10 protein-coding genes are annotated in these 14,342 nt (G+C 72.9%); 6 read left to right on the plus strand and 4 right to left on the minus strand.

Annotated elements, in window-relative coordinates; genetic code table 11:
- Positions 1-73: 73 nt before the first annotated feature.
- On the minus strand, positions 74-1,297 hold the full coding sequence (locus JIAGA_RS0103925; RefSeq protein ID WP_026874647.1) for a S8/S53 family peptidase: 1,224 nt from the start codon (positions 1,295-1,297) through the stop codon (positions 74-76).
- A gap of 497 nt (positions 1,298-1,794) precedes the next feature.
- Here JIAGA_RS0103925 and JIAGA_RS0103930 point away from each other — a divergent pair, with 497 nt between their 5' ends.
- The 3 genes from JIAGA_RS0103930 to JIAGA_RS32750 all read left to right on the plus strand — a co-directional run bounded on the left by JIAGA_RS0103930 (position 1,795) and on the right by JIAGA_RS32750 (position 6,676).
- Positions 1,795-3,954, plus strand: coding sequence for a CHAT domain-containing protein (locus JIAGA_RS0103930; RefSeq protein WP_051425675.1), 2,160 nt, complete (start codon positions 1,795-1,797; stop codon positions 3,952-3,954).
- Positions 3,955-4,032: 78 nt separating this feature from the next.
- The gene (locus tag JIAGA_RS0103935; RefSeq protein ID WP_026874649.1) at positions 4,033-4,647 is read left to right on the plus strand and encodes an HAD family hydrolase; all 615 of its coding nucleotides are present in this window, start codon (positions 4,033-4,035) and stop codon (positions 4,645-4,647) included.
- 193 nt (positions 4,648-4,840) lie between these two features.
- Positions 4,841-6,676 carry an HNH endonuclease signature motif containing protein gene (locus tag JIAGA_RS32750; RefSeq protein ID WP_026874650.1) on the plus strand — a complete coding sequence of 612 codons (1,836 nt, stop codon included), beginning with the start codon at positions 4,841-4,843 and terminating at the stop codon, positions 6,674-6,676.
- 7 nt (positions 6,677-6,683) lie between these two features.
- Here the strand turns inward: JIAGA_RS32750 and JIAGA_RS0103945 are convergent, their stop codons facing one another.
- Complete coding sequence (locus JIAGA_RS0103945) at positions 6,684-7,052, minus strand: DUF3037 domain-containing protein (RefSeq protein ID WP_051425677.1); 369 nt, start codon at positions 7,050-7,052, stop codon at positions 6,684-6,686.
- On the minus strand, positions 7,049-7,840 hold the full coding sequence (locus tag JIAGA_RS0103950; protein WP_051425679.1) for a HipA family kinase: 792 nt from the start codon (positions 7,838-7,840) through the stop codon (positions 7,049-7,051). The genes JIAGA_RS0103945 and JIAGA_RS0103950 overlap by 4 nt, the downstream gene beginning before the upstream one ends.
- A 130-nt stretch (positions 7,841-7,970) precedes the next feature.
- On the opposite strand from JIAGA_RS0103950, the gene JIAGA_RS36065 reads away from it, so the two are divergent.
- Positions 7,971-8,354, plus strand: coding sequence for a cold shock domain-containing protein (locus JIAGA_RS36065; protein WP_026874653.1), 384 nt, complete (start codon positions 7,971-7,973; stop codon positions 8,352-8,354).
- Positions 8,355-8,358: 4 nt separating this feature from the next.
- Here the strand turns inward: JIAGA_RS36065 and JIAGA_RS27440 are convergent, their stop codons facing one another.
- Entirely contained in the window at positions 8,359-9,786 is a 1,428-nt protein-coding gene (locus JIAGA_RS27440; RefSeq protein WP_211239498.1) for an MFS transporter, read from the minus strand.
- Positions 9,787-9,884: 98 nt separating this feature from the next.
- Between JIAGA_RS27440 and JIAGA_RS27445 the strand changes: the two genes are divergently transcribed.
- Both JIAGA_RS27445 and JIAGA_RS27450 read left to right on the plus strand, forming a co-directional pair.
- Positions 9,885-10,658 (plus strand): DUF3027 domain-containing protein, encoded by a 774-nt coding sequence (locus JIAGA_RS27445; RefSeq protein WP_051425681.1) that lies wholly within the window; start codon positions 9,885-9,887, stop codon positions 10,656-10,658.
- A gap of 14 nt (positions 10,659-10,672) precedes the next feature.
- A complete protein-coding gene (locus JIAGA_RS27450) occupies positions 10,673-14,155 on the plus strand; it encodes a sacsin N-terminal ATP-binding-like domain-containing protein (RefSeq protein ID WP_051425682.1) in 3,483 nt (1,160 codons plus the stop codon).
- The last annotated feature ends 187 nt before the right edge of the window (positions 14,156-14,342 follow it).

The raw sequence follows: 14,342 nt of genomic DNA on the forward strand, positions 1-14,342 counted from the left end.
GCGGCCGGATACGTCACGAAACGTACCGGCCGCCGAACCGTTGATCAAGGGGCCAATCGCGATGGTGGACGCGTCAGAGGATCAGCCGCGGGCCGGTCTCCGGCAGCGCCCCGATCGCCGCCTCCTGCAGCACGATGTGCCGAGCCACCCGCGCGTCGACGTCACGTTCGACCATCCGGCGTGCGATCAGACCAGCGACCACGGGGGTCGCGAACGACGTGCCCGACCACACCGCGTGCCCGTTGGTGAAGGCCGCCGAGGTCTTGTCGACGTACGTGTACGTCCCGTTCGGGAATGGGACGAGGGCGCTCTCACCCGAGACGTACGCGTCGACCCAGTAGCCGAAGTTCGACCACGACGTGCGCGCGTCGCCGCCGCGGGTCAGCGAGCCCACGGCCGTGGTCCAGCTGTACGCCGCCGGCCAGAACGGCACGTCCGTTCCGTGGTTACCGGCCGCGGCGACGACCACCGTCTGCGGATGCCGGCTGAGCACCCGCCGGTAGAACATGTCGAACGCCTTCGGGGTGTTGCCGGGGCGTGCGTAGAGGCCGGCCTGCACGCTGACGACGTCGACGCCGGCCCGCACGACGCGTTCCAGGTCCGCGACGATGGCCAGCTCGTCGACCGCGCCGCCGATCAGACAGTCTCGCACCTCCACACTCACCGACCGGGAACCGGAGACCGCGAGCAGCCGGGCAGTCGCCGCGGTGCCGTGTCCGCCGTAGGGCTGGATCCGGTCGGTGCCCGGCGCGTAGACGTCGTCGTCGACCTCGTACGTGCGGACCGCCGAGAACCGCTCGAAGCCGGACTCCTTCGCGAGATCGGGAAGGAAACCGGTGTCGATGACGGCTACTCGCGCATCGCCAGGGCCTATTGGCTCGCCAAGTTCCGGAATGGGCCCATACGCGGCCAACGGCTCGGTCGCGGGACACATCACGGCGTGGGACTGAGCATCCAGGACGTGGTTGGGCGCCACGATCCGCTCGTCGCCCAGCGACTCGGCCAGTTTGTCGGCGACCTCGGCGGCATCCGTCTCGGAAACGTGGAGGATGACCAGGCCGACGGGTCCTTCTAAAACTTCAGGCCGGTCGAGGCGCAGTTCCTCGAACGCGGCCAGCACGACATCGAGATCTCGCTCATCACAGATCAGCTGGCCCTGACGATAGAGGTACTCGATCTCGGTCTCGTCGCGATTCCACCGTGCGGCGAGCTCGAACCCCCGGTCCTTCGAGCGGCGAGCGCTGTTTTCCCGTAAGCGCTCGAACTCCAGGTGTAGCCGTTCGCGGTCGTGTTGCATCGGATTCCCCCTACCGTGATTCGGACAAACGACTACATGTCTAGCATCAGCACGTGGGCACCGGAAGTACGACGACGACATCGGGCGCGGCCGACCTGCCCAGTCTTGCCATGTCGCATCCTCGGGACGCCCGTCGTCGAGCAGAGGACCTGCTGCGCAGAGGCGCATCGGGCCTCGATCTGACGTTCGCTCTCCAAGCGCTCGCCATCGTCGAACGTGAGGAGGGGCGGACATCGCACGCCATCGCAGCCGCGCGTCGTGGCATCGCTGTCAGCCGTCGAAACAAGCTCACGGCCAGGGAATCCGACCTTGAGGCGAGTCTTGGTACGATTCTTTGCCTTGCCGGGAAAAGGGCATCTGCGCTACGCGCATTCGAGCGCGCATTGGCGTCGACCGATGACTCTGAACGAGCACGGATTCTCGTCCGGCGGAGTGGCGCACTCCTTCATCTCGGTGAGTTTGCCTGGGCCCTCCGGGATGGGTGCGACGCAGCAAAGATGCTGGCTCGTGACGGCGAAGTCACCTGGGAAGCTGGTGCCCGGGCCAACATCGCGTATGCCTTGCATGGCCTGGGTCAATACACCGAAGCTGACAGCCAACTCGCACTGGCCCAGAACCTTGCTCGGAGGGGGCAGCAGGACTATGTCGCCGCGATTATCGTCAACAACCGCGGTGACAACGCGCACCGCCGCGGTGATCTTCCTCGCGCGCTGCGGCTGTTCTATGAAGCGAGAGAGCAGTTCGAACAGCTTGGCGTCGTGCCGCCGGAGGTGGTGCGGGACCTGGCCGTCGTCCAGTTGGCGGCGGGGTTGACCGAGGACGCCGCAGCCACCGCCGACGAGATGGTGGCCAGGCTGGAGAGCACCCGTGACGCCGCCCTGCGCAGGGCGGACGGGTTCATCGCGGCCGCCATCGTGCACCTGGCCGCCGGCAATCCCGAGCGGGCCGTCGACCTCGCCAGACGTGCCGCCCGGTCCAGCGCGCGGCAGGGGCACGTCGACGCCGAGCGGCACGCACGCGTCGTCGTCCTCAGGGCGCAGGCGGCCACCGGGAAGGTCACCAAGCGCCATGCGAAGGCCGCCGCCGAGCTGGCGGCGGAGCTGACCGATCGGTATTCGTCCGAGCGGTTGGACGCTCTGGTGCTGGCCGGACGCATGGCGCTCACGGCCGGGCTGCCCGAGCTGGCGGCGCAGAATCTGCGGACCGCCGCGGCTGCCCGTCACCGCGGGTCGGCGTTGCGCCGGGCTTCGGCGTGGTACGCGCAGGCGCTGCTGGCCGACCAGCAGGGCGACCGGCGCGGCATGCTGGCCGCGTGTGCGCGCGGGCTGGACGTGCTCGATGCGCATGCGGTGTCGTTGGGCGCCACCGAGCTGCGGGCCCGGGCCACCGTGCACGGCACCGACCTGGCGATCCTGGCGACCCGTCGCGTGGCGTTGGACGGGACAGCGCGTGAGCTGCTGCGCTGGACGGAGCGGTGGCGCGGCACCCTGCATTCGCTGCCGTGGCCGGACGCCCGGTCCGACGGCGAGTTGGCGGCCGAGTTGGGCCGGCTGCGGTCGGTGGAGAGTGTGCTCGGCACGGGCGGCGACTCCGAGGCCGAGCGGCGCCGGGTGGAGGAGCGTATCCGCCGGCACGTGCACGGCCGGGCGGGCGACAGCACCGGCCGAAGGCGACGGTTCGGCGTCGGCGAACTGCTCGACACGCTGGGCGATCGGACGCTGGTGAGCATCGTCGGCGTCAAGGGCGAGCGGTTCCACCTGGTCGTGGCCAGGAACGGGCGGCTGCGGCACCTGGTCGCGGGGCGGGTCGCCGGTGCGCTGGAGGAGGTCGAGTACGCCCGGTTCGCGCTGCGGGGTGCGGCACTGGCAGCCGACGTCGTCGCCGGCCCGCTGCTCGCCGCGGCCGAACCCGGCCTCGCCCGGCTACAGGAGACCATGCTCGGCCCGGTGGCCGCCGAGCTCGGCGACGGCCCGGTGGTGCTGGTCCCGCCGTCGACGATGCAGGCGATCCCGTGGGGTGCGTTGCCGGCGTTGCGGGACCGGGACGTCACCGTCGCCCCGTCGGCGGCGGCCTGGCTGCGGGCCCGTACCAGTGCGCCGCCGGTACGCCAGCGGGTCGCGCTGATCGCCGGCGCCGATCTCGCGTCCTCCGGTGCCGAGGTGGGTGTGCTGGCCAGCACCTATCCGGACGCGACGGTGCTGGCCGGCGACGGCGCTACGGCTGACGCCGCCCTGGCCGCGCTCGACGGCGCGTGGCTGGCACACATCGGAGCGCATGGGCGGTTCCGCGGCGACAATCCCATGTTCTCGGCGCTGGAGCTGTCCGACGGGCCGTTGACGGTGTTCGACCTGGAGCGGCTGGCCGCGCCGCCGTACCGGCTGCTCCTGACCGCCTGTGAGTCCGGGGTCGGCTCGCCCACCGGGGCGGACGAACTGCTCGGTTTCACGACGTCGCTGTCGGCGTTGGGCACCGCGGGCCTGCTGGCCAGTGTCGTCCCCGTCAGTGACGCCGCGAGCGTCGACCTCAGCCTGACGGTGCACGAGCGGCTACGGGCCGGCGACGACCTCAGTGCCGCCCTGCTCGCGGCGCGGCGGTCGGCGTCCGACCCGCGTGGCCGGGCGACGGCGTGGGCGTTCCTGGCACTCGGCGCGGCGTGACGGTGGGTGAACAACGGATGTCACCAAGAGTGATCCGCATTACACGAATGTCATCAATCCACGCGTATGGTGACTCGGATGGGCCTCGTGATCGGATTCGACCTCGATCTGACGCTGGTCGATTCTGCTGACGGCATCGTGGCATCGATGACGGAGGCCGCCCGGCGTGTCGGCACCACGATCGAGCCCCAGGACCTCCGGCCGCTGATCGGCCTCCCGCTCGACGTCACGATGCGCACGTTCCTCGATGAGCAACGCGCCGAGGAAGCCAAGCACATCTACCGGGCCATTTACCCCGAGATCGGCATCCCCGCCACGAAGGCGCTGCCCGGCACGGCCGAGGCGATCGACGCCATCCACCACCACCGCGGCAAGGTCATCGTCGTCAGCGCGAAAATCGAGTCGGCGGTGCGGGCGGTACTTGCCCACGTCGGCCTGCCGGTCGACGACGTCATCGGTGAGCGCTTCGCCGAGACGAAGGGCGCCGCACTGCGCGAACGCGACGCCGACGTCTATGTCGGCGACCACCCCGGCGACATGATCGGTGCCCGCTCCGCCGGCGTCTACGCCATCGGAGTCACCACCGGCTCGCACGACCCCGTGGCGCTGCGCGAGGCCGGCGCCGATGTCGTCTTCACCGACCTGCTCGACTTCCCGTACTGGCTCGACGACTTCGTCGGCAACCCGACCTGAGCCGCGGTGGCCTCGGCCTGCGGACGGTATCCGTCGGCCGGGGCCGTTTGGATGAAGCTGCCCCGCGACGTTGTCGGTGGGGGCTGTTAGGGTCGTTCGTATGTTCGGAAACGGCGGTCTGGGTGGTGCGTTGCGGCATGCTGGCCCTGCGGCGGCGGGTCTGGTTGCCCTCGACCCACAGACGGGGGCATGGGTGAGTTTCGACCCCGGCGAGCTGCCCGACGGTGACGCCGATGTGGCTGGTGGCATGTTGCCGGACGGGGTTCTCGACGACGAGTTGACCGCCCTGCTCGACGAGCACGCGCGCGAGCCGGCGCCGGTGGAGGAGACGCCTGCGGGGCCGGGGCTGGCGCAGGTCCTGGCCGGAGTGCAGGTGGGGGTGGTGTCGACGTATGAGGTGGTGGAGGCGGTCGCGGGATGGGCCCGGTTGATCGCGTGGGCGCAGGCCGGGCAGGCGGCGGCGGTGGCGGAGCTGACCACCCGCCCGGAGCTGCGGCCCGATGAGTGCGGGTACCGGTCGGTGAACCCGGTGTCGAACACTGCGGTCGAGGTGGCCGCGCGCACCATGTCCACGGTGCGGCAGGCGGAGAACCTGGTCGGGCACGCGGTGCAGCTGGTGCGCGACTTCCCCGCCACCCACCAGGTCCTGGCGGGCGGGGTGATCGATGAGCGCCGCGCGAAGGTGATCACCGCCGAGCTGGGCGGACAGGACAAAGACGTGCGGCGGCGGGTGGAGGCGGCGGTGCTGCCGGTGGCGCCGGTGCTGGACTCGGTGGCGCTGCGCCGCCGCATCCAGCAGGTGTTGCACGAGTTGGCGCCGGTCCAGACCGAGCAGCGGTGCCGGGAAGCCAGGCAGCGGCGCGAGGTCACGGTCACCCCGGCACCGGATGCGATGGCCTATCTGGAGGCGTTCCTGCCCGCGGAGGATGCGATGGCGGTGAAGACGGTCCTGGACGCCGCGGCCGGCACCCTGAAACGCCGCGACCGTGCCGCCGGGCAGGGGGTGCGTACGGCGGCGCAGTGTCGCGCGGACGCGCTCGCGGCGCTGGCCTGGGCGGCGCTGGACACCCAACACATCGGCCCCGGTCCCTGCCCCGGCGGCAACCCGGACTCGCGTGGGGTACCGGGCCCGGTCACGTCCACGGCGCCGGAACCACGCCCAGCCCCGAGACTGGCCTCGCCGCCGGGTCCCGGGCAGGTCGCGCCCGGAGCGTCGGGCACGGCCGCGGCGGGGATGATGCATCGGCCCGGCTGTCCCTGCCGCTGCGACCGTGGACACGACACCTCCGAGACGCCGGAGCTCACACAGGCAGACGCCGGCGCCGCACCGCCACCGCCGGGTGCGGCGGGACCACCGCAGCCGGGTGAGGCTGGCGTGTCGTTGCCGGGCATGGCCGGCCCCTCCTTGCCGCGGGAGGGGGTGGCGATTCCGCTCGCGTCGGCTCAGGGGCGGGCGGTGGCGGTGCAGGTGACGTTCCCGTTCGGGTCACTGGCCGGGCTCGCCGACGAGCCCGCGCACCTGGACGGCTACGGCCCCATCCCCGCCCCCATCGCCCGGCACCTGGCCGCCGCCGGGGTCTGGCAGTGGGTGGCCACTGACCCGGCCAGCGGCCGCTACGTCGACCACGGCCACACCCGCTACCGACCCTCCCGGGCACTCATCGAGCAGGTCGTGCTGCGCGACCGGACCTGCCGGACCCCCGGCTGCCACCGCTCAGCATCCCGCTGCGACATCGACCACGTCGTCGCCCACGCCGCCGGCGGCCCCACGGCGGCGTGCAACTGTCAGGCGTTGTGCCGGACACATCACCTGCTCAAACACCGCGGCCGCTGGCACGTGCGGCAGGGTCCCGACGGTGTCACCGTGTGGACCAGCCCCACCGGGCACACCTACCGCAAACCACCCGAAACCGTCGGCCCCACCGGCCCCGACCACCCGGCCGCGCAACGAACCGGGCCCGACACCGCCGGCGACCAGAGCGACCACGCCGGCCCGCCACCCGATCCGGACGACACGCCACCGTACTGACCGCGGTTCACCGCACCAGGCGGTCTATCAGGCGGGCCAGCTCGGCCGCGGGGTCCTCCGTCAGCCCGGCGTGCACGGGCCCGGTCTGGACGATGGTGCTGCGCGGCGCGGTGAGCCAGCGGAACCGCTCGCCCGGCGCGGTGGCGGCAAGCGGGCCGGTGGGTGCCGCGCAGCTCTCGGCGAACGCCTGAACGGCGTCCACGATTGCCTCGACATCGGCCTGCGGGTCGAGTGCTCGCAGGCGGTCGTGGTCGACGTGTACGGCGGCGTCCAGGTAGCCGGAACGCTGGCTGTAGACGATCACTCCGACGTTGACGAACTCGGCCCGCTCGACCCGCGGCACCACGCGCAGCACGGCGTACTCGAACGGGATCATGCGGCAACCGCCGGCAGCCAGGAGGCCGACGCCGCGGCTCGGGCAGCCAAGTGGTCGACGTACAGCTCGCGGACCTGCGCGACCGACACGGTGCCCGGCGCCTCGGGCAGCCACGCATCCGGGACGATCGCCAGGATCTGCTCCAGCAGCTCGCGCGTCACCAGTGGCGCCAGCTCGGCGTCGACGGCGGCAAGGTGGCCGGCCGCGTGCCCGAGGACGTGGTCGTCGATGGGGTAGGGGCGGACCGCGAACGCCTCGGCGCCCGGCCACGTGTGCTGGAACAGCAGCGCGGCGCCGTGGTCGATGGCCCACAGCTCACCGTGCCAGGTCAGCAGGTTCGGGTTACGCCAGCTGCGGTCGACGTTGACGGTGAGGGCGTCCAGCCACAACACGCGGGCGGCGTCAACGACGTCTGCCGGACGGCTTCGGCCGTCGTACCCGAGCGCTCGCGGCAGGAAATCCATGCCGAGGTTGGTTCCGACGCTGGCCAACAGCAGCGCCTGGATCTCCGGATCCGGTTCGCGCCGCGCGATGGCCTCGTCGAGGTCGGCGAAGACGAGGTCGGGAACCCGCACGCCGAGCCGGCGGCCCAGCTCGCCGACGACGATCTCCGCCACCAGGGTCTTCGGGCCCTGCCCGGCGCCGCTGAACTTGACGACGTAGGTGCCGAGATCGTCGGCCTCCACCAGCCCCGGCAACGAGCCGCCCTCGCGCAGCGGCTCGACGTATCGCACCGCCCGCACTCGGCGCAATGCGGCGACCGGTGCCGAGATCGGAATGTCGACCATGAATGTCGACGGTACGTCATGGATTGATCGCCCCCGGAGAGGCCAGCGGACCGCTGTCGGCCTTAGTCTTGGTGGCGTCTCCCGGTGACGGGAGGAATGTCCGAGTACCCCGACATGAACGAGGTCTGCCGTGCCAACGGGCAAGGTCAAGTTTTTCGACACCGAGAAGGGCTTCGGCTTCCTCTCGAAGGACGACGGCGGCGACGTCTTCGTCCATTCGTCCGCGCTTCCTGCCGGTGTGACCGCCCTCAAGCCCGGCCAGCGGGTCGAGTTCGGCGTGGCCGAGGGCCGGCGGGGCGAACAAGCCCTCTCGGTGCGGGTGCTGGACCCGCTGCCGTCGGTGTCGGCGGCCACCCGCAAGAAGCCCGACGACATGGTCACCATCGTCGAAGACCTCATCAAGCTGCTCGATGGCCTGTCGAACACGTACCGGCGCGGCCGGCACCCGGAGCAGAAGACGTCGCGGAAGGTGGCGACCGTCCTGCGTGCCGTCGCCGACGACCTCGACCTCTGACCCGCTAGGACGGAGGGGCCGCGGGCGGGGGTGACACCGGCGGGACCGGGGCTTCCGGTCGCGGACGGGCCCGGACCGCCAGCACCAGGCCGGCCACCATGACGAGCGCCGCGACCGTCATGCCGACCCACGGGATCAGCGGCAGGACGATGCCGACCCCGCCACCGACCACCCAGCCGAGCTGCAGCAGGGTCTCGGACCGGGCGAAGGCGTTGGACCGGTTCTTCTCCGGTACGTCGCGCTGCACGATCGCATCCAGCGACAGGCGCCCGAGCTGCTGGGCGAACCCGGCCGCGAGGCCGACCAGCACCACGGTGAGCAGGCTCCAGTAGATCGCGGTGACGGCGGCGGTGACGGCGGCGAACCCGACCAGCACCAGCACGGCGCGGTCCGGGCTGCGAGCTTGGACGAGCGCGCCGACGGACGACCCCGCGGTGCTGCCCAGCCACGCGGCCGCGGCCACGATGCCGAGCAGGACGATGTCGTCGAGCCCGGCGACGGGCTCCTCGCGCAGCACGAACGCCATGAACATGGTGAGGAAGCCGGACATCCACCGCAGCGCCGCGTTGGCCCGCAGCGCGCGCACCACGCTGGTGCCAACCCGGAACTTCCCGGAGCCGTTCTCGCCGCCGTCGGACAGGGACGCCGGGGCCTCGCCGACGGACAGATCCACCTGCTTCGGCAGCAGGATGGCCAGCACCGTCGTGCCGACGTAGGCGAAGAACGCCGCTCGCAACGGCCAGTCGTCGCCGATCTGGGCCAGCAGGATGCCCACCGGCGCGCCCACCGCCGTACCGAACGTCGCGGCCAGCTGCAGCCGCGAGTTCGCGGCGACCAGGGTCCAGCCCTCCGGCAGCAGCCGGGGGACAGCCGCGGCGCGGGTGACGGCATACGCCTTCTGCCCGACCAACACGCCCAGTGCCGCCGGATAGAGCCAGACGCCGCCGTCCATGACGGCGTCGGCCGCCACCCACGCGAGGAAGCCGCGGCCGGCGGCGGTGAACCCGATCGCCCAGCGGCGGCCGTGGCTGAACCGGTCGAGGAACGGGCCGAGAACCGGGGCGACGACGGCGAACGGCGCCATGGTGAGCGCCAGGTACAGCGCGACGTTGCCGCGCGCCTCGGTGGTGGAGACGGAGAAGAACAGCGTGCCGGCCAGCGCGACGGTGACGAGGGCGTCGGCGAACGCACTGGCGGCGTTGAGTTCGATGAGCCGGGACAGGCCGGTCTTGCCGGCGCCCTTGGATTCGGCGGCCTGATGCAGCCGGTTGGCGCTGACCTTCGCCGCCCGGGACGTGCCGGCGGCGGCGGTGCGAGCTGCCCTGGCGGATGCGCCGGCCGCGCGGCGGAACTTCTGTGAGCGGCCCGGCCGCGCCGGATCACCGGCGCCGCCCCCTTCGGGCGCGCCGTCCGGCGGATCGGTCTGTGGCACACACCCATCCAACCGCATGCCGGTTCCCGGGCCGGACCCTGACCCGCCGGTGGACACCGAGTGTCGATCATGGCTGGAGTTTGCGAGAATCACTGTTCGTGAGCCCCGCATCGACCCGTTCCCGGGCATCCAAGGCCGACACCGTCCTCGTCCAGGCCGTCGACGACGCGCGCGCGGCCGCCGTCGACGTCGGCAGTACCGATGCCGTCGGTGACCTCATCGGGCACGACGCCGAGGGCGACCGCATCGTCACCCACTACTTCAGCTGCCTGCTGCCCGGCTACGTCGGCTGGCGCTGGGCGGTCACGCTCACCCGCGCGTCGCGGTCCAAGGCGGTCACGGTCAGCGAGTGTGTCCTGTTGCCGGGCGCCGACGCCGTCCTCGCCCCGGCCTGGGTGCCGTGGGAGGAGCGGGTCAAGCCCGAGGACCTCGGTCCCGGCGACCTGCTGCCCGTGTCGGAGGACGACTACCGGGTCGAGCCGGGCTACGTCACACCCAGCGATCAGGACACCCTCGAGGTGGTCCGCGACCTCGGGCTCGGCCGCGAGTGGGTGCTGTCTCGCGAGGGCCGTGACGACACCGCGCGGCGGTGGTACGAGGGCGACACCGGCCCGGGCACCGAGATCGCGAAGGCCGCGCCGGGGCGCTGCGGCACCTGCGGCTTCGCGGCACCGCTGGCCGGTTCGCTCGGCGCCGGCTTCGGTGTGTGCACCAACGAGCGCACCCCGTTCGACGGCCGGGTGGTCGCCCACGGCCATGGCTGCGGCGGTCACACCGACGTGCGGCTGCCGGCGCCGTCCGAGGACACACCGGAGCCGGTGGTGGACACCCTGAGCTACGAACTGGTCCCGCTGGAGCTCGACCAGTCCTGATCCCGGGCCGGCCTGTGGACGTCTTCGGTACCGCCGCGCTGCGCGACCGGGTCGTCGCCGCCTGGACGGCCTCGCCGGCCCGGTTCCGTGAGGACGCCAACGCCGAGGAAGAGCTGGCCCGCGGCGCCTACCGCGACCGGGTGGTCGTCGAGCTCGCCCAGAACGCCGCCGACGCGGGCAGGCGTGCCGGCCGTCCGGCGCGCCTGCTGCTGCGGCTCGGCAGTGGCTCCCTGCTTGCCGCCAACACCGGGGTGCCGGTGGACGCCGCCGGGGTGGAGGGCCTGTCGACGCTGCGTGCGTCCACGAAGCGTGACGGCGACACGGTCGGGCGGTTCGGCGTCGGTTTCGCGGCCGTGCTGGCAGTCACGGACGATCCCCGGATGTACACGGCCAGCGGTGCCGGGGTGCGCTGGTCCCGCGCCGACGCGCAAGCCACGGCCGCGGCGGTTCCCGGCCTGGCCGGCGAGCTGGAGCTGCGCGGGCACGCCGTCCCGGTGCTGCGGCTGCCGTTCGCGGCGCAGGACCCGGCTGCGGTGCCGCCCGGCTACGACACCGCCGTCGTGCTGCCGTTGCGCGACGACGCGGCGGCCCGGCTGGTCCGCCGGCTTCTCGACGACGTCGACGATGCCCTCCTGTTGGCGTTGCCGGACCTGGCAGAGGTGACCGTCGACGTCGACGGCGCCGCCCGCACGATCGGCGCCCAGCCGCCTGAAACGCGCCCGGACGGGCTGGTGCAACGGCGCATCGGGGACCGCACCTGGTGGCTGAGCACGCATTCCGGCGTCGCCGCGGACGACCTGCTGGCCGATCGGCCGTTCGAGGAGCGGTCCCGGCCGGCCTGGTCGGTCACCGTCGCGGTGCCGGTCGAACACGGTACCGTCGGCGCGCTGCCGTCGTCGGTCGCTGGTGTCCTCCACGCACCCACCCCGACCGACGACCGCACCGATCTGCCGGCGCTGGTCATCGCCGGCCTGCCGCTGGATTCCTCCCGGCGACGGGTGGCCTCCGGTCCGCTGACCGATCACCTGGTCGATCGGATCGGGGAGGCGTACGCGGCGCTCGTCGCCGCATTGGCTCCGGCGGTGGGGCCCGCGGCGGCCGACCTGGTCCCCGGGCCACTCGGCGTGGACGCCGTCGACGCTCAGCTGCACCGGGCCGTTCGTGCGGCTCTGGCCGCCACGCCGTTCGTCCCCGCCGTCGACGGCGGTTCGCTCCGACCCGTCGAGGTCCGGCTGGTCGACGGTCTGACCCGGGTCGGCGACGTGGCCATCCTGGCCCGCGCGGTCCCCGGACTGCCGGCACGGTCATGGTGGCGCGACGATGTCCCGCCCGGCCTGGGCGCCACCGTGACGCCGTTGGCCGATGTCGTGGATGACCTGGCCGGACTCGACCTGGATCCGGCCGGGTGGCGGGCACTGTACGACGAGTTGGACGGTTCGGACCCGGAGGCGCTCGGTGCGCTGCCGGTGCCGCTGGCCGACGGCCGCGTGGTCCGCGGGCCGCGCGGGCTGCTGCTGCCCGGCGACGTCGACCCGCTGCTGCTGGCGCCGTTCCGGTTGCGTGTCGTCGCAGCCGACGCCGTCCACCCGCTGCTGGGCCGGCTGGGCGCCGTGGCGGCCACGGCGGCGTCGGTGCTGCGCGATCCGATGGTCCAGAGCGCCGTCGACTCGGAGCGGGCCGTCGACGCGGTGCTGAGCCTGGTCGCCGAATCCGGCCTGACCTGGCAGGACGAGCCGTGGCTGGCTGAGCTGGCGCTACCGGACGCCACCGGCGAGCTCGGGCCGGCCCGTGATTTGCTGCTGCCGGGCTCAGCCATGCTGGCCGTGCTCGACGCCGACCCGGACGAGTTCACCGTGGCCACCGACCTGGTGACGCGGTTCGGCCCGGCGGTCCTGCGTGCGGTCGGGGTACGCGACGGATTCGCCGTGGTCCGTGACACCGATGTGCCGCTGGACCCGGACACCGAGCACGACCTCGACGCCGAGGACGCCTGGATCGACACGGCGCTGCGGCGGGCGGGCGCCCGGCCGGCCGAGGCATACATCGCCGAGTTCCAGGCGGTCGCCGACCTCGACCTCGTCCGCGACGACGCCTGGCCCGACGTCCTGAGCTGGCTGGCCGCTGACCCCGACACCCGCGCCGCCGTCGTGGAACCGGCGCTGATCACCCTGGTCGACGGCACCCGGCGAGCGGTTCCGTCGTACACGTCGTGGTGGCTGCGCCATCACGCCGTGGTCGACGGATGCCCGCTGAACCGTCTGAGCCTGCCGGACGCCGACCCCGCGATCCGGGCGCTGCTCCCGGTGGCCCGCGTTCCGGTCGACGACGTGTTCGCCGCCGCCGTCGGGCTGGTGCGCACCCTGGCCGACGCCGACCCCAACGGGCTGCTGGAGCAGCTGGCGGAGGCCGACCTGTCGCTCGCGGCGCCGGACCTGGCCGCCGTCTACGCTGACCTGGCTCGCCGCGACCCGTCGACGGTGTGGCCCCCGGATCGGCTGCGGGTGCTGTACGGTGCCGGCAGCCGGGTGGTACCCGCCGAGGAGGCCGTGGTCTGCGACGGCCCGCACTGGCTGCAGCTGGGCCTGAGCGGCGTGGTACGGGCCCCGCGGAACTGGCCGAGGTGCTCGACGCCGACCTGGCCGCCGACGTCGTGGACGTCGAGGTGTCCGCGGGTGGGCGCCCGCAACCGGTTCCGACCGCAGCCGCGCTCGTACTGGGCGCGCCGCCCGAGACGTACGTCGAGCACGACGACCTCCGTGTCGGTGGCGTCGACGTCGACTGGTGGGTCGACGGTGAGGTCGTCCACGCGGCGACGGCGGACGGCCTGGCTCGCGGGCTGGCGTGGGTGGCCGGGCGCTGGGACCGGCGCTGGTTGCTCGCCGAGGCGCTCAGCGAGCCCGGTGATCTGCCGCGGCTGCTGGTCGAGAACGCCTACGAGTAGCGCCGCCGCGCCATCCCTGCGGCGGTCAGAAGCGGCGGCCGCCGCCGGAGCGCCGCGACGACCGCCGGCTGGACCCACCGCCGAAGCTGCTGCGCCGTCGGCTGGACCCACCGCCGAAGCCGCCACCGGACCCGCCGCGGCGGTTGCGGTTGTTCGACGAGGACTCCGCCATCGCCGAGCTGATGCCACGGCCCACCGAGCGGGTGAGCCGGGCCAGCCGAGCCCGCGGCCGCCGCGCCGCCCGGCGGCTCCACAGGTCGCTGCGGGCGCGGGTGTGGTCGTCGTGCGGGAAGCGCCAGTAGCTGCCGCCGCCGGACCAGTAGCCCTCGATGTAGGCGACCAGGTCCTCGCCGGCCTCCCAGTAGCTGCGGTCGCCGGCCCGGCGGGCGGCCGGGGCCTGCGCGGTGTCGAGGCGGCCGGCGCACTCGTCGCAGACCGGCACCTCGCGTTCGGCGCCGTCGGAGGGAGTCCACTGCCGGCGCTGGGTGCTGGGGCCGTGCCGCGGGTCGAAGAAGCACGGCGGCGTCGGCTCCGGGACCGGCCTGCCCTCCTGTAGGGCGGCCAGACACGCCAGCTTGTAGCGGGCGGTCCCCAGCAGCGATGTGACGGCCTGGATGTCGGTGTCGCCCGTCAGCTTGTCCAACCGGTGCCGGGCCTTCTCGACGGTGTCGAGGACCTCGCGGCTGAGCTTCGACTGCTCGATGTCGGCCGTGGTGGGCAACTCGGACACCCGCTGTGACAGC

Origin of the sequence: Jiangella gansuensis DSM 44835 (assembly GCF_000515395.1) — a bacterium.
GTDB classification, from domain to species: domain Bacteria; phylum Actinomycetota; class Actinomycetes; order Jiangellales; family Jiangellaceae; genus Jiangella; species Jiangella gansuensis.

Excerpts from the sequence above, each read along its gene's own strand:
- JIAGA_RS0103930 (WP_051425675.1), top strand. The coding sequence starts at position 1,795 with ATGCTGGCTCGTGACGGCGAAGTCACCTGGGAAGCTGGTGCCCGGGCC.
- JIAGA_RS0103925 (WP_026874647.1), bottom strand. The coding sequence starts at position 1,297 with ATGCAACACGACCGCGAACGGCTACACCTGGAGTTCGAGCGCTTACGG.
- JIAGA_RS0103945 (WP_051425677.1), bottom strand. The coding sequence starts at position 7,052 with ATGATCCCGTTCGAGTACGCCGTGCTGCGCGTGGTGCCGCGGGTCGAG.
- JIAGA_RS0103935 (WP_026874649.1), top strand. The coding sequence starts at position 4,033 with ATGGGCCTCGTGATCGGATTCGACCTCGATCTGACGCTGGTCGATTCT.
- JIAGA_RS0103950 (WP_051425679.1), bottom strand. The coding sequence starts at position 7,840 with ATGGTCGACATTCCGATCTCGGCACCGGTCGCCGCATTGCGCCGAGTG.